Source organism: Cucumibacter marinus DSM 18995 (genome assembly GCF_000429865.1).
Lineage (GTDB): Bacteria > Pseudomonadota > Alphaproteobacteria > Rhizobiales > Devosiaceae > Cucumibacter > Cucumibacter marinus.
This window is the reverse complement of the sequence record NZ_AUCR01000011.1, coordinates 187,198-202,840: the sequence shown is the minus strand read 5'-3', so window position 1 is coordinate 202,840 and position 15,643 is coordinate 187,198. Positions and strand designations below refer to the sequence as shown.

Genomic DNA, 15,643 nt, shown 5'->3' with positions numbered 1-15,643 from the left:
GAGGTGTCGCGGAGCTGACCAACGATTTCGACGAGCTTGTCGGCAACCGCATTGGTGTCGTCCTTGAGCTTGAGGAACGAGCCCTGATAGTGACCCTCGACCCGCTGGTTGAGATCGGTCTGCGCCAGGGCCGCGAGGACCTGGCCGGTCTCGCCAAGGCCGCGATCGACGGTCTCGACCAGATTGTTGACCGAGCCCGCGAGCTGATTGAGTTCGGCATCGGGGAACTCTGCGGTGACCCGCTTGGTGAAGTCCCCGGCGACCGCCGCGTCAACGACCTCGCCGAATGCATTCTGCAATTCGGTCATCATCCGGGCGCGCTCGATCCTGTTTCGTTCGAGCCGCTCGGCTTCTTCCTCGGTCATCTGGGCGACCTTGATGCCGTTCTCACGGAACACTTCGACCGCGCGGGCCATGGCACCGATTTCGTCCTTGCCGTTCGCCCCGGCGACTTCGACTTCGAAATTGCCTTCGGCGATTTCTTGCATCGTGCCGGTCAGTTTGGTGATCGGACGGCTGATAAGACGGGCGATCAGCAAGGATAGCGCCGCTGCGATGGCCAGCAGGATGCCGCCCATGGCGATCAGCGCGTTACGCATGTCGGTCAGGGGAGCAAAGGCCTCTTCCTGGGACTGCATCGACACAATTGCCCAGCCACTGGCCTCGAAAACGGCCGGTACCGCGGCGGCGAACATGGGTTGCCCGCGATGCAGGTTGATCACCTCGTGGCCGATCTCACCGATCAGGGCCTGAGTGACGATTTCGTCGTTGATCTCGGTCTTGAGCGCGTCTGTTTCCTCGGTGAAGGTCGATTCATTACGCATCAGCGAGTCTTCGCCGACCATGATGGTTTCGCCGGTTTCGCCGAGGCCGGAGCGTTCGTTGAGGATGTCGTTGATGCGATCGACGGGAATCTGGACCGCAAACACGCCCTCGACCAGACCGTTCTTGTCGTAGATCGGCGCGGAGATGAAGCTGGCCGGTATGCCATCGCTGGGCGCATAGGCACTCAGGTCATAGAAGGCGACTTCGGCCGGTCCGAGATTGAGGGCGCGGCGATAGGCCTTGCCCAGGTCGGTGTCCGCCCACTTGCCACCGCCCTCTGCGAAATTGGTGGCGTAGTCGGATTCCTTGTGGACCGAATAGATCAGATTGCCTTCTGCGTCGAAGATGAACACGTCGTAATAGCCCCGCTCGTCCGCAAGCTTGCGGAAATAGGGGTGGTTACGCTCATGCATGACGTCATACCACAGCCCGGCATCGGACTTGTCGAGCAATTGCTTCTGCCCGGCCGGGTTGGGATTGTTGGCGATATAGGCGTCCTGAAGCTGCTGGGCGTGATCGCCATCAATGCGTGACCAGGCAGTCTTGAAATCTCGAAGCGCATCTGTGGTTGCCGGATTGTTGGCAAAGCCGAGGATGTCGAGCTTCAGATCGGCCAGGTACTCCTCGATCTGCTTGGAGCGCGCCTGCGCGATGGTTTCGAGTTTGGTTTCAGTCAGCTTGGTTACGGTGCCCGAGCTGATCTGGTAACTCGCTACGCCGATCCCCACCCCCACAATCAATGCCATGCCGACGAGAATGGCCGGCAGAATGTGGGCGAGCTTGAATCGATTCAACACTTGCATGGTCAAAGTCCCTGGTCGTTGGCTGGCCGGGACGGGCACGCACGTATGCGCAGGCAGAGAACTGGACCACCCTCAAATACGGTCCCTGAGATCCCCCAACCGGCGTCCCGGCTTCCACACAGCCGGCACCGCCTTCCCGGACCAGATGGTCCTTACCGCCATGTAACGCTCACGGTGCTTAAAATTGCGTTATTCCGCTTATGATCGGGGTTACTATTGGTGAAAGTTTGCACCAAATCCCTTTCGCGCACAAAAAAACGCCCCGGAGGCCGGGGCGTTCAAAGATTGTTCGAATTGGTCAAACGCTTTGTTAGTGCGCAGCACCAATATCGAAATGCTGTGCTTCCATCATCAGGTTCGACCAGCCGTCGAGCAGGTACTGGGCAGCATCCTTGTCCTCAAGGCTCTGTGCAGCACTCAGTGCTTCCTGGGCCTTGGTGATTTCGGCTTCGATTTCCGAACGCTCGAAGTCATTGCCGGTCTTGGCCTGTTCCGCCAGCACCGTCAGCGTACCGCTCGACACTTCGGCGAAACCGCCACGGACATAGTACCAGCGCTCGCCGCCATCGCCATCGACCGTCACGAACCCCGGCTTCAGCGTCGTCATGGTGGGAGCGTGATCGCCCATCACCGTGAAATAGCCTTCCGTGCCCGGAACGGTGACCGACTTGACGGTCTCCGACAGCACAAGCTGTTCGGGAGAGACGATTTCGATTTTGATCCCGTCGGCCATTGAAGCCCTCGTTCTGTTCGTCGGTTAGGCAGCTTCGGCAGCAAGCTGCTGGGCGAGCTTCACTGCATCGTCGATCGTGCCGACCATGTAGAACGCTGCTTCCGGCAGATGATCGTATTCGCCGGCGACCAGACCCTTGAACGCCGCAATGGTGTCCTTGAGTTCAACGAAGACGCCCGGCTTGCCGGTGAAGGTTTCCGCCACATGGAAGGGCTGCGACATGAAGCGTTCGATCTTGCGGGCGCGGGCCACGACCAGCTTGTCTTCTTCCGACAGTTCGTCCATGCCCAGGATCGCAATGATGTCCTGGAGCGACTTGTAGCGCTGCAGCACTTCCTGCACCGAACGGGCAACCTGGTAGTGCTCGTCGCCGACAACCGCCGGGTCCAGCATACGCGAGGAAGAATCGAGCGGGTCAACCGCCGGATAGATGCCCTTTTCCGAGATCGCACGGCTCAGCGTGGTCGTCGCGTCAAGGTGAGCAAAGGTCGTCGCAGGCGCCGGGTCGGTCAAATCGTCCGCCGGCACGTACACGGCCTGGATCGAGGTGATCGAACCCTTGGTGGTGGTGGTGATGCGTTCCTGCATCGCGCCCATGTCGGTCGCCAGGGTCGGCTGATAGCCCACCGCCGAAGGAATACGACCGAGCAGCGCGGACACTTCCGAACCGGCCTGGGTGAAGCGGAAGATGTTGTCGACGAAGAACAGCACGTCCTGGCCCTTGTCGCGGAACTCTTCCGCAATGGTCAGGCCGGTCAGCGCCACACGGGCACGGGCCCCCGGGGGTTCGTTCATCTGGCCGAACACCAGCGAGCACTTGGAGCCTTCGGTCGAACCATTGTTCTCCTTGGGGTCCTTGTTCACGCCGGATTCGATCATTTCCCAGTAAAGGTCATTCCCTTCACGGGTCCGCTCGCCAACCCCGGCAAACACCGAGTAGCCACCATGGGCCTTGGCCACGTTGTTGATCAGCTCCTGGATCAGCACGGTCTTGCCCACGCCGGCGCCGCCGAACAGGCCGATCTTGCCGCCCTTGGCGTAAGGCGCCAGCAGGTCGACGACCTTGATGCCGGTCACGAGAATTTCGGCTTCCGGGGACTGCTCGACGAATTCGGGTGCCTCCGCGTGGATCGGACGCCGGGATTCGGACGGGATCTCACCGGCCTCATCGATCGGCTGGCCGATCACGTTCATGATGCGGCCAAGCGTGCCGTCGCCCACCGGGATCCGGATCGAGTCGCCGGTATCCACCACTTCAGCGCCGCGCACCAGGCCTTCACTGGTGTCCATGGCGATGGTGCGGACAGTGTTTTCACCGAGGTGCTGAGCAACCTCGAGAACCAGCCGGTTGCCATTGTTGTCGGTTTCGAGCGCGTTGAGAATGGCCGGCAGGTGGCCGTCGTCGAAGGTGACGTCCACCACGGCGCCGATCACCTGGGCAATGCGCCCGACCTTCTTGTCATTTGCCATGTTTCTAACCTCGTGATGCCTTTAGAGCGCCTCGGCGCCCGAAATGATTTCGATGAGTTCCTTGGTGATCTGCGCCTGACGCTGGCGGTTGTAGCTGAGCGTCAGCTTGTCGATCATGTCGCCCGCATTCCGGGTCGCATTGTCCATGGCCGTCATCTTGGCGCCCATCTCGCCAGCACCGTTTTCCAACAGCGCCGAGTAGATCTGGACGGATACGTTGCGCGGCAGCAGATCGCGCAGGATCGCTTCCTCATCGGGCTCGTAGTCATATTCGAGCGTATCGCCGTCAGCGTCATCGGCGTCGAACTGCGCCGGAATGAGCTGCTGGGCCGTCGGGACCTGCGAGATCACCGACTTGAATTTCGAATAGAACAGCGTCGCCACATCGAACTCGCCGGCCTCGAACATGGCGAGCACCTTCTCGCCGATCTCCTGGGCGTTCGAATAGCGCAACGTCTTGACGTCGCGCAGCGAGATCATCTCGACGATGTCCGCCTTATACAGCCGGCGAAGGATATCATAGCCCTTCTTGCCGACGCACAGGATCTTGACGGTCTTGCCGGTCTTCTTGAGGTCGCGGATATGGTCGCGCGCCAACTTGGCGATGGAGGAGTTGAAGCCCCCGCAAAGCCCGCGGTCGGCAGTGGCCACGACCACCAGATGCGTGTCGTCCGAGCCGGTGCCACCCAACAGCTTGGGCGCATCGGCGCGCCCCTGATAGGCCGCGCCGAGACCGGTCAGAACCTCATTCATCCGTTCCGCATAGGGACGGCCGGCCGCGGCGGCTTCTTCAGCACGCCGCAGTTTGGCAGCCGCCACCATCTGCATGGCGCGGGTGATCTTCTGGGTCGACTTGACCGAGGAGATCCGGTTCTTGAGTTCCTTCAATGAGGGCATGTTGCCACAGCTCCCTTGCCCTTAGGCGGTGAAGGTCTTCTTGAATGCATCAAGGACGCCGGTCAGCTTTTCCTTGATCTCGTCGGTAATGGTCTTCTCGGTGGCGATCGCATCGAGAATGTCCTGATGCTTCGAATGAAGCGTGCTCAAAAGAGCCTTCTCGAAGGGCAGCACATCCTTGATCGGCAGATCGTCGATATAGCCATTCACGCCGGCATAGATCACCGCGACCTGCTCTTCGGTCTTGAGCGGCGAGAACTGACGCTGCTTCAAGAGTTCGACGAGATGCTCACCGCGATTGAGCAGACGCTGGGTTGCGGCATCGAGGTCCGAGCCGAACTGGGCGAAGGCGGCCATTTCACGATACTGGGCGAGCTCGCCCTTGATCGAACCGGCAACCTGCTTCATCGCCTTGATCTGGGCCGAGGAGCCCACGCGCGACACCGACAGACCCACATTCACCGCCGGGCGGATGCCCTGGAAGAACAGATCGGTCTCAAGGAAGATCTGGCCGTCGGTGATCGAGATCACATTGGTCGGGATGTAGGCGGACAAGTCGTTCGCCTGGGTTTCGATGACCGGCAGCGCGGTCAGCGAACCGGCACCATGGTCTTCGTTCAGCTTCGCAGCGCGTTCGAGAAGGCGCGAGTGCAGATAGAACACATCGCCCGGGAACGCCTCACGTCCCGGCGGACGGCGAAGCAGCAGGGACATCTGGCGGTAAGCGACGGCCTGCTTGGACAGATCGTCATAGCCGATCACGGCATGCATGCCATTGTCGCGGAAATATTCGGCGATGGCGCAGCCGGCGAACGGGGCCAGGAACTGCATCGGTGCCGGATCCGAAGCGGTCGCGGCGACGACGATCGAATAATCGAGCGCGCCACGGTCTTCGAGGATCTTCACGAACTGGGCAACCGTCGAACGCTTCTGGCCAACGGCCACATAGATGCAGAACAGCTGATCGTCGGTCCGGCCCTCGTCATGTGCGGGCTTCTGGTTGAGGATCGTGTCGAGCAGGATCGCGGTCTTGCCGGTCTGACGGTCGCCAATCACCAGCTCGCGCTGGCCGCGGCCGATCGGTATCATCGCATCGATGGCCTTGAGGCCGGTCGACATCGGCTCATGCACCGACTTGCGCGGCAGAATGCCCGGCGCCTTCACGTCGACAAGCGAGCGATGGTCCGACTCGATCGGGCCCTTGCCATCGATCGGATTGCCAAGCGCATCGACCACGCGACCGAGAAGACCCTTGCCCACCGGCACGTCAACGATGGCGCCGGTCCGCTTGACGGTGTCGCCTTCCTTGATGTCACGGTCGGAACCGAAGATCACGACGCCGACATTGTCGCTTTCAAGGTTCAGCGCCATGCCCTTGATGCCGCCAGGGAATTCGACGAGCTCGCCGGCCTGCACCTTGTCGAGGCCATACACACGGGCAATGCCGTCACCCACAGAGAGCACCTGGCCGACTTCGGAGACCTGGGCCTCCTTGCCGAAATCCTTGATCTGCTCTTTCAGGATGGCGGAGATTTCCGCCGCTTTGATATCCATTAGCCGACCTCTTTCATCGCGATCTTCATGGCTGTCAGTTTTGTTCTTATCGAAGAATCGATCATCTGGGAGCCGACCTGAACGATCAGCCCGCCAATCAGGGACGCATCGACCTGTTTGTCGAGCGAAACAGTTTTGCCGAGCTTGGCCTTGAGGGCCTCGGCCAGGGCCTTTTCCTGCTCATCGGTGAGCGGCGAGGCCGAGGTCACCGAGGCGGTCAGCTCGCCACGCGCATCGGCTGCCATCTCGCGGAACTCGGAGATAATGGCGCCAAGCGCGAACAGGCGGCCGTTACGCGCCACGAGCTTGAGGAAATTGGCGGACACACCGCCGATATCGCCCTTGTTAATGAGTTGATCGATCACCGCGCGCTTGTCGCCACCGTCGATAACGGGGCTGCGCAGGAAGCGGCTGAAATCATCGCTTTCGTTGATCAGATCGGTCAGGGCCACGAGATCGCCTTCGACCGCATCGAGCGAGCCGGATTCGTTCGCCAGGTCGAACAGCGCCGTGGCATAGGGGCGCGCAATATGGGCAAGCGCGGAATTTTTCGAGCTCAACGCCTCAGATCCCCGTTTCTCTTTCGACCGATCCGGCCCGGTTTCCGGGCGGTTTCAAGGGTTGAATTCGGTCGTGAATTGAAGCCATCGCTCCCCGTCAAATGGGGAGCCCCTCAAAATGTCCGGGACCCTCTAACATAGCGCCATGACCCGCGCAATAGAGCCCGGCAGCGCATTTGGGGGCCGCTTTGTCGCAGACCGATCTCCCGTTGAAGATAGACCGAGCCTGAGCCTGCCAAGTTCGGCGCGCACAATCGGGTCGATTCCGGTCAACCGGAAACCGTTACCGCCCCGAACCCTCAAGCAGTTTGCGGAAACTGGGGCAGTCCAGATGAGACGGCGCAGGACAGTCCGCCATGTGCAACAGCATGTCTTTGAGCGCTTCCAGATCCCTGATCTTACTTTCGATTTTGGCGGCGCGACGCCGCAATTCGTCACGGGGAAACTCGGTGCGCCCCTTAGCATCGCGCATGCTGGCGATGTCGGCAAGGGAAAACCCTGCCTCCCGCGCGAGCCCGATCAGATCGAGCTGCAAGAGTACATCCGGCTCATATTGCCGCCGCAGCCCCCGCCGCCTCACCGATCGGATGAGCCCCAGCTCCTCATAATAACGCAGAGCCGAGGCGGCCAGCCCGGAGCGACGGGTCACTTCTCCGATATCGATCAAATTCAATGCTGCCATTTCGCGCTTGACCTCAAGTGCACTTGAGTTCGTAGCCTATCCGAAACCGGAATCCGAATACAAGGATGGTTGTGATGACTCGCCTGAGCTCACCGCATTCTCGCTCTCAAACTTCATGGCCCGCCCTGTCCGGGCTGGTCCTTGCCATGATCACGGCCTCCCTGGGCATGAGCATCGTCACCGTCGCCTTGCCGGCTCTGACCGAGCGTTTCGATGAACCGGTGTCCACCGTCCAATGGGCGCTGCTGGCCTATATGCTGGTCATGACCGTAGCGATCGTAGGGGCGGGCCGGCTCGGTGACATGCTCGGCCGCCGTCATCTGTTGATCGCTGGCGTCTGTGTCTTCACCCTCGGCGCAACGCTGAGCGCCCTTGCACCCTCGATCGGCGTGCTGATCGCTGCACGCGCGATCCAGGGCACCGGCGCCGCCTTTCTCGTGGCCCTTACAATGGCCGTCGCCCGTGAGGCGATCCCTGAGCAACGCACCGGCTTGGCGATGGGGCTATTGGGCGCCAGTTCGGCCATCGGCACAGCGCTTGGACCTTCCGCAGGCGGCCTGTTGATCGCCGGCTTCGGCTGGCAGGCCATTTTCATCGTAATGATCCCGCTCGGCGTACTGACTGCGCTGCTCCTGCATAAAGGCCTGCCGCGTGAACAAGCCGCCGCGTCCGCGCAATCTTCCCGTGTCCTGCAATATGATTGGCTGGGCACGCTCGTTCTGGCCGCTACCCTCGCGGCCTTTAGCCTGGCCATGACCAACGGCGGCCCGCAGGCTTTCGGCCTCATGGCCGTCGCCCTCTTGGCTGCGTTTCTTTTTCTGGCCATCGAGCGCCGCAGCCCCTCGTCGCTGATCCCGGTCACAGCGCTAGGCGACGCGACGCTCATCCGGTCCTTTTTGATGAATTTCCTTGTCGCCATCGTCATGATGGCAACCCTGGTGGTCGGCCCCTTCTTTCTCATCGATGGCCTCGGCCTCGGCGCGGCGGCCATGGGCATCGTCATGTCGACAGGGCCGATCGTTTCGGTGCTGACCGGAATTCCCGCCGGAAAGCTGACCGACCGCTTCGGCGCGAACATCATGACCGTTGTTGGGCTTGCCCAGATGCTGCTCGGCGCGCTCGGCCTCGTCGTCCTGCCTGCGCATTTCGGCCTGCCCGGCTATGTCGTCGCCGCCACCCTGATGCCACCGGGCTACCAGGCCTTTCTGGCCGCCAACAACGCCCGGGTGATGAACCATGCCGCGCCATCCGAACGCGGCCTGATCTCGGGACTTCTCAATCTCTCGCGCAATCTCGGGCTTCTGACCGGCACCGCGCTGATGACCTTCGTCTTTGTTGCGGCGCGCGGCCCGGCGGCAACGCAGGATACGGTGCGCGCAGCATTCCAGACCACGTTCGGGCTCGCCGCGCTGATGGTGGCTGCCGCAACGGGCCTGGCGGTATTTGCCCTGGTCAGTAAAAGCTCATCGGATCGATATCGACCTGTATCCTGAGATTGCCGCTCGCCTGCGGCGCGTTCTCGAGCCAGAACCGCACATAGGCGGAAAGATCGAAGGCCTTGGGGCTTTGCGCCAGAAGCCGGATCCGGTGCCGCCCCCTGACCATGGCGACCGGCGCATCGGCGGGACCGAACAGGCGCACCCCTTCTGCCGCCGGCGCCGCCTGCATCAGCGCCCGCGCCAGCCCGAAAGCTTCGTCATGATCGTTCCCCGATACGATCAGGGCCGCGAGCCGCCCGAAAGGTGGCAGCCCCGCCGCCTCCCGGCTCGTCAATTCATGCCGGTAAAAGGCTTCCGTGTCGCCAGCCACCAGCGCCTGCATCACCGGATGCTCGGGCACATAGGTCTGCAGGAGTGCCCGGCCATGTTGCCCGGCGCGCCCCGCCCGGCCGGTGACCTGGGTCAGGATCTGCCAGGTCTTTTCCGCCGCGCGCGGATCGCCATGCGCCAGCCCCAGATCCGCATCGATCACCCCGACAAGATTGAGCCGCTCGAAATGGTGTCCCTTGGCAACGAGCTGGGTGCCGATGATGACGTCATAGTCGCCCCGTGCGATCTCGGCGAGCCGTTCGCGCACCTGCCCGATCGCGCCCATATCCGAGGACAGGATCACCCGCCGTGCATCGGGGAACCGTTCGGCCACCTCCTCGGCGATCCGCTCGATCCCCGGCCCGACGGCAACCAGTGAATCCTCCGCCCCGCACTGCCCGCAGGTCTCGGGCCGCCGGATTTCGTGCCCGCAGTGATGACAGGCGAGAACGCCCCGGAACCGGTGCTCGACAAGCCAGGCCGAACAATCCGGGCACTGATATTGATAGCCGCATGCCCGGCACAAGGTCAGCGGCGCGTAACCCCGCCTGTTGAGAAACAGCAGGACCTGTTCTTCACGCTCCCGCGCCTTCTCGATCGCTTCGGCGAGTTTGGGTGCAATCCAGTGCCCGCGCTCTGGCCCCTCCGACCGCATGTCGATTGCGGCAATGTCTGGCATCGCCGCTTCCGCGTGCCGGCTCTTGAGGCGCACATGGGTGTAGCGCCCGTGCTCGGCATTGTTGCGCGATTCGACTGAAGGGGTGGCCGAACTCAGAATGATCCGCGCTTTGTTGAGCGAGGCGCGCACAACCGCCATGTCCCGCGCGTGATAATTGACCCGGTCCGCCTGTTTGAAGGCGCTGTCGTGTTCTTCGTCGATCACGATCAGCCCCAGATCGGGAAAGGGTAGAAACAGCGCCGAACGCGCGCCGATCAGCGCCTTGACCTCGCCACGCGCCACCGCCCGCCACATCCGCGCCCGTTGCACCGGCGTCATGTCCGAATGCCATTCGCCCGGCCGGTGTCCGAACCGCGCCTCGAACCTGTCGAGAAACATCGGGGTCAGCGCGATTTCCGGCAACAGGATCAGCGCCTCGCGCCCGGCCCTGAGCGTATCCGCCACGGCCTCGAAGAAGACTTCGGTCTTGCCTGAACCGGTGACCCCTTCGAGCAGCACCGCACCAAATTCGCGAACGTCCGCCGGCGGCATCGCGGCAAGCCCCGCCGCCTGTTCGGCGCTGAGTTTGGACGGCGCGAAATCGGGTTCCGGCGCCCGCACCACGGGAGGCGGACGGGTCTCGACCATTTCAAGCGTACCGGCCTTGGCCAGCCCTTCGATGACCGAGGGGCTGACCCCGCTTGCCCCGACAAGCGCAGATTTGGCCCAGGCCTGGCCGGGGGTGTCTTCCATCAATTCGAGAACCCTGCGCCGCGCCTCGGTCATCCGCTCGGGCGGTGGCCCGTCGAGCCGATAGGCGGTGACCATGCGTTCGGGATCGAGCGCCTCGCGCGACCGGATGATCGAACGCACAACCATGCCTGGCTGTGCCAGCGTATAGCGCGACACCCAATCGACGAGCTGCAGCAGGTCTTCGGGCAGGGGCGGCAGGTCGAACGCTTCGGCAACATCGCGCAGCCGGTTATGCGCGATCTTGTCTTTCGGCTCGCCCCAGACCACCCCGATCACATGGCGGGGTCCCAGCGGCACCGCCACGACCGACCCGCGGGTGACCTCCATGCCCTCGGGCACGCGATAGGAATAGGGGCCGTCAACAGCCACCGACACCATCACGGCAACGATTTGCGGGGCGATTTCCATAGAACCGGCGCCAGGCTCCAGAATTGAGGCGGTTGAACAAGGAGCGCCATTTGGCAATGATTCACCCCTGTTTGATAAGAGCGGAACCATGAACGAGATTCTTGTCCCCGCCAACGCTGAAGTCACCGACCTCATCAAGGCCTGGCAAAACGAACTGACCCGGCTGCGCCGCGTCGCCGACAACACGCTTGTCGCCTACCATCGAGACCTGACCCAGTTCCTCACCTTCCTCGCCGGGCACACCGGCGGTCCGGTTTCGCTCGAAACGCTCAAATCCCTGCGCCCCGCCGATATCCGCGCCTTCATGGCCACGCGCCGGCAACAGGGCGCAGGCTCGCGTTCACTGGCGAGAGGCTTGTCGGGTATCAAATCCTTTTTTGCCTTTCTCGAGCGCCGTGGGCTTGCAACGGGGGATGCCGTGGCCGCAATCCGCGCGCCGAAGAAGTCCCCCAGCCTGCCCAAGGCCCTGACCGAGACCGAAGCCCTCACCCTGACAAGCAAGTTGGCCGATTCGGGCGCCGCCCCCTGGGTCGAGGCGCGGGATATGGCAGTCCTGTCCCTGCTTTATGGAGCCGGCTTACGCATCGCCGAAGCCCTGGCGCTGACCCCGGCGGACCTGGGCGATACCGGCGCCATCCGTGTCACCGGCAAGGGCGGCAAGATCCGCCTTGTCCCCGTGCTGCCGGCGATCCGCGATGCCATTGCCGAGTATCGCCGTCTTTGTCCCTTCGCGCCTTCCGCCGACGAGCCGGTTTTCCGCGGCGTCCGCGGCGGCCCCCTGTCACCCCGCATCATCCAGAAAAAGACCGAATGGCTGCGGTCCGCCTTCGGCCTGCCGGCTTCCGCCACTCCGCACGCGCTCCGGCATTCCTTTGCCACCCACCTTCTGGCCCATGGCGGCGACCTGCGCGCGATCCAGGAACTCTTGGGCCACGCCTCGCTTTCGACCACCCAGATCTACACCAGGATCGATGCGGCCCGACTGACAGAAGCCTATCTCAAGGCCCATCCCCGCCAGTAGCCGCATTCCGGCTTGTAAGGGCCTGACACAAAAAGGGCCCGGACAATTGCAACCGGTTACCGCGCAGGGCTAGTCTTTGTTCGACCGAGCGGAGATTGCCCATGCCCTTTTGTTTGTCCCTGACCACGCTGCGTCCTGTGCTCCTTGCCACTGGCCTCGCGCTGGCGCTGGCCCATCCAGGTTTCGCGCAGGACCCCGCCATCGATTTTGGTGACAATGAAAGTATCTGGGCCCATGACGGGGAATGCGATGACCCCCGTTTCACCGGCCCGGGTGCGGCATCTTCCGGCGCCATCGACGCCGATCGGGGCCACGACGCCGATGATTGCCGCAAGGCCTTCGAGGATGGCCGGGTGACGCTGGCCGGCGACGCTCCCTCTGAGGCCGGGACGGGGGGCGGCATGCCTGCCGCTCCGACCGCGCCCGAGGAAGACGACAGCGCCGAAACCGTTCCGACCGGTGCCGAGCCCGGCAATGCCGGCGAACCGGATATCGACTTCGGCGATGATGCCAGCCTCTTTTCCAATGACGGAGAGTGCGACGATGGCCGGTTTGAAGGGCCCGGCATGACCACCACCCGCCTGCTCGACAGCGATATCGGCCATGACGCCACCGATTGCCGTACGGCCTTCAATGCCGGTGAATTGACGCTGCGCCCGGATGGGCCGGCACAAAAGACAGAGGGCTCCGCCGGCCCGACGACCAGTTCGGGTCCCGACGACATTGCCATTGGCGATTTCGGCGATGATGCCAGCATCTTCTCCAATGACGGCGAATGCGACGACATGCGCTTTGTCGGCCCGGGCATGACCGACACCCCCCTGCTCGACAGCGATGTCGGCCATGACGCCACCGATTGCCGCACGGCGTTCGAAAAGGGCGATCTGACCTGGCGCGAAAAAGTGAGCACCGGAGAAACGGTTGACGGGATCGACTTCGGAGATGATTCCGGCACCTGGTCCAATGACGGCGAGTGCGACGACCCGCGCTTCGAGGGATCCGGCATGACCACCACACCACTGCTCGAAGAGGACCGAAAGCGCGACGCCAGCGATTGCGCCGCCGCCTACCGTGCAGGCACCATCACCCTGCGCGCAGGCGAGCAGTGACCGTAGACTGCCTCATGACGGCACTGGCGTCTTGCCAGTGTCGCATGGGGCTGGTACCGCTTCATCCATGAACAACCGCCCCGCTCCGATCACCGGCGCAATTTGGCTCCTCGGCATTTCCATGGCCGGGGCGGATTTTCACATCTGACGACAATCCCAACCGGCCCGAGCGCGATGCGCCTGGGGCCGGTCGTCCGGTTCGGTTTCGGGCGCGGTGTGCCGGGCCCTGAAAGAGACCCCATGGCCGACAGAACCGTCACCCCGCCGCAAAACCCCTCTCAGCCCCGGGGTCAGGCCCCCGCCCTCGAGCGTCTCGACTGGATCGGCTTCGGCATCGCCATTCTCGGTTCGGTTCTTTTTTCGACCAAGGGCGTGTTCATCAAGCTGGCCTATGCCGAAGGCGCCACCGCCGATCAGGTGGTCGCGCTGCGTATGATCGTGGCCGTGCCGATCTACCTGGCCATTGCCGCAACCGCCCTTGCGCGCGGCCGCACCACCGGGCTCACCCTCACCCCGCGCACCATCGTGGCCGCCTGCGGCATTGGGGCGCTGGGCTACTTCCTCGCCAGCTATCTCGATTTCCTGGGCCTCGAATTCGTGACCGCCCAATATGAGCGGCTGGTCTTGCTGACCTATCCCTTTTTCACGCTGGCGCTGGGAGTCTGGTTCTTTGGCGACAAGATGCGCTGGGGCGTCATCCCCGCCATGGCTCTGTCCTATATGGGCATCGTGACCCTGTTCGGCTGGAACCTCGCGGTCAATCCGGACGGGCTGATCGAAGGCACGCTGCTGGTCTTGGCTGCCGGGCTGGTCTTTGCGCTCTACCAGCACCTCGCCAAACGGGCGATGACCCACCTTGGCACGCTGATGTTCACCTGCATCGCCATGACCTCGGCCGGTGCCGTCGCCATTGCCTATTCGGGTGTGCGCGGCAGTCTCGACGATCTCACGGGCCTGACGGCCAACGCCTATCTCTACGGGCTGGCGTTAGGCGTGGTGGGCACGGTGTTGCCATCATTCTTCTTGAACAATGCGATATCGCGGATTGGCGCCCGCGCCACGGCGACCATGGGCAATTTCGGAACCGTCGCCACCATTTTCCTGGCCGTGACGATTCTGGGCGAAGCCTTTACGGTCTACCATGCCGTCGGTACCGCCCTGGTGATCGCCGGTGCCATCTGGTTCAGCCGGGCGGAGCGCCGCCCCCGCACCCCCAGGCCGCCGTCGCTGTGAGCGGGGCGCGACAACAAGGAGTCCTCATGCGCGACAGCCTTTCCAGTCTCACCCGGCTAGCCGGCCTGGCCGCATCCGCTCTCGCCATCGCCATGCCCGGCACGGCCTTCGCCCAGAGCTGCGTCAGCGAAAATGTCTATGACCGGCTAAAGACCGAAGACCCTGCATTATACGCTGAAATCGCCGCCGAGGCCGCCGCTACACCCAATACCGAAAGCCTGTTCTGGCGCATCGAGGCGGAAGGCGTCGCCCCCTCCTATCTGTTCGGGACCCTGCATGTCGCCGACGAGCGCGTGCTCGATCTGCCGGCCCCGGTCGAGAACGCATTCGAGACCATCGACACGCTCGCGGTTGAGGTCGTCAACGCCGACGACCCCCAGCTTCTGGGGCAGTTGATGGCCTCGAATCCAGGCCTGCTGGTCGCGCTTGACGGCACCACGATTACCTCGCGGCTGGAAGCGAACGAGGCGGCGGCCCTCGAGAACGCACTGGCCGCGCGCGGGGTGCCGTTGGCCTCGATCGAACCGCTGCAGCCCTGGATCGTGACCACGATGCTGGCCACCTCGGCCTGCGAATTCGCCCTTCAGGCAGGCGGGGCCACGCCCCTTGACGGTGTGCTCGAAAAACGTGCCCTGAACACCGGAAAGACGGTGATCGGGCTCGAGACCATGCAGGACCAGCTCGAAGCCATTACCGGCATCTCGGAGGAATTCTTCGTGGCGTCTCTCGCCGACCTCGCCGAGCTCTCCGCCCAAGGCGATCTCGATGCGCTGCAGGACACCATCACCGCGCTTTATCTCTCGGGCGATATCGGTGTGGTTTTGCCCCTAACTGTCGCATTTTCCGCAGAAAGCGCGGCAATTGACGGCGAAATGGCCGAATTCGAGGAGAAGCTGATCACCGTGCGCAATGAAGGCATGGCCGAGAGCGCAGCGCCTTTGATCGACAAGGGCAATGCCTTCATCGCCGTCGGCGCGCTGCACCTGCCCGGCGAAACCGGGCTCGTCCGCCATTTCCGGGAGCGCGGTTACACCGTGACCCCGATCCCGATTCCGCGCTGATCCCGAAAAAAAATGGAGCCGTAAACGAGGGCGGAATCCCCGGCCCTCATTTACGGCTCTCGTCAACT

13 protein-coding genes are annotated in these 15,643 nt (G+C 63.0%); 5 read left to right on the top strand and 8 right to left on the bottom strand.

The annotated features are described in order from the left end of the window. The 7 genes from G489_RS19815 to G489_RS0109150 all read right to left on the bottom strand — a co-directional run. Positions 1-1,628 (bottom strand): HAMP domain-containing protein (locus G489_RS19815; RefSeq protein WP_051332469.1); only part of this gene is annotated, 1,628 nt, incomplete at its 3' end. A gap of 310 nt (positions 1,629-1,938) precedes the next feature. Beyond that, positions 1,939-2,361, bottom strand: a complete 423-nt coding sequence (locus tag G489_RS19810; RefSeq protein ID WP_051332468.1) for a F0F1 ATP synthase subunit epsilon — start codon at positions 2,359-2,361, stop codon at positions 1,939-1,941. A 24-nt stretch (positions 2,362-2,385) separates the two neighbouring features. Next, entirely contained in the window at positions 2,386-3,831 is a 1,446-nt protein-coding gene (atpD, locus tag G489_RS0109170; RefSeq protein ID WP_029041301.1) for a F0F1 ATP synthase subunit beta, read from the bottom strand. 21 nt (positions 3,832-3,852) lie between these two features. Further along, complete coding sequence (locus tag G489_RS0109165; protein ID WP_029041300.1) at positions 3,853-4,728, bottom strand: F0F1 ATP synthase subunit gamma; 876 nt, start codon at positions 4,726-4,728, stop codon at positions 3,853-3,855. Positions 4,729-4,749: 21 nt separating this feature from the next. After that, complete coding sequence (atpA, locus tag G489_RS0109160; RefSeq protein ID WP_029041299.1) at positions 4,750-6,282, bottom strand: F0F1 ATP synthase subunit alpha; 1,533 nt, start codon at positions 6,280-6,282, stop codon at positions 4,750-4,752. Continuing rightward, positions 6,282-6,842 carry a F0F1 ATP synthase subunit delta gene (locus tag G489_RS0109155; RefSeq protein ID WP_029041298.1) on the bottom strand — a complete coding sequence of 187 codons (561 nt, stop codon included), beginning with the start codon at positions 6,840-6,842 and terminating at the stop codon, positions 6,282-6,284. Before G489_RS0109155 ends, atpA begins: the two co-directional genes overlap by 1 nt. Positions 6,843-7,125: 283 nt before the next feature. After that, the gene (locus tag G489_RS0109150) at positions 7,126-7,524 is read right to left on the bottom strand and encodes a MerR family transcriptional regulator (RefSeq protein WP_342667638.1); all 399 of its coding nucleotides are present in this window, start codon (positions 7,522-7,524) and stop codon (positions 7,126-7,128) included. Between the two features lie 146 nt (positions 7,525-7,670). On the opposite strand from G489_RS0109150, the gene G489_RS0109145 reads away from it, so the two are divergent. Further along, entirely contained in the window at positions 7,671-9,017 is a 1,347-nt protein-coding gene (locus G489_RS0109145; protein WP_245578858.1) for an MFS transporter, read from the top strand. On the opposite strand, the gene G489_RS0109140 is transcribed toward G489_RS0109145, so the two are convergent. Beyond that, positions 8,977-11,151 carry a primosomal protein N' gene (locus G489_RS0109140; protein WP_029041295.1) on the bottom strand — a complete coding sequence of 725 codons (2,175 nt, stop codon included), beginning with the start codon at positions 11,149-11,151 and terminating at the stop codon, positions 8,977-8,979. The two genes, G489_RS0109145 and G489_RS0109140, sit on opposite strands and share 41 nt — an antisense overlap. Positions 11,152-11,239: 88 nt before the next feature. Here G489_RS0109140 and G489_RS0109135 point away from each other — a divergent pair, with 88 nt between their 5' ends. From G489_RS0109135 to G489_RS0109120, 4 genes are all read left to right on the top strand, one after another. Beyond that, positions 11,240-12,172 carry a tyrosine recombinase XerC gene (locus G489_RS0109135; RefSeq protein ID WP_029041294.1) on the top strand — a complete coding sequence of 311 codons (933 nt, stop codon included), beginning with the start codon at positions 11,240-11,242 and terminating at the stop codon, positions 12,170-12,172. Between the two features lie 101 nt (positions 12,173-12,273). Further along, positions 12,274-13,281, top strand: a complete 1,008-nt coding sequence (locus G489_RS0109130) for a hypothetical protein (RefSeq protein WP_029041293.1) — start codon at positions 12,274-12,276, stop codon at positions 13,279-13,281. Positions 13,282-13,521: 240 nt separating this feature from the next. Then, positions 13,522-14,514 carry a DMT family transporter gene (locus G489_RS0109125; protein WP_029041292.1) on the top strand — a complete coding sequence of 331 codons (993 nt, stop codon included), beginning with the start codon at positions 13,522-13,524 and terminating at the stop codon, positions 14,512-14,514. 26 nt (positions 14,515-14,540) lie between these two features. Then, entirely contained in the window at positions 14,541-15,575 is a 1,035-nt protein-coding gene (locus tag G489_RS0109120) for a TraB/GumN family protein (protein WP_051332466.1), read from the top strand. The last annotated feature ends 68 nt before the right edge of the window (positions 15,576-15,643 follow it).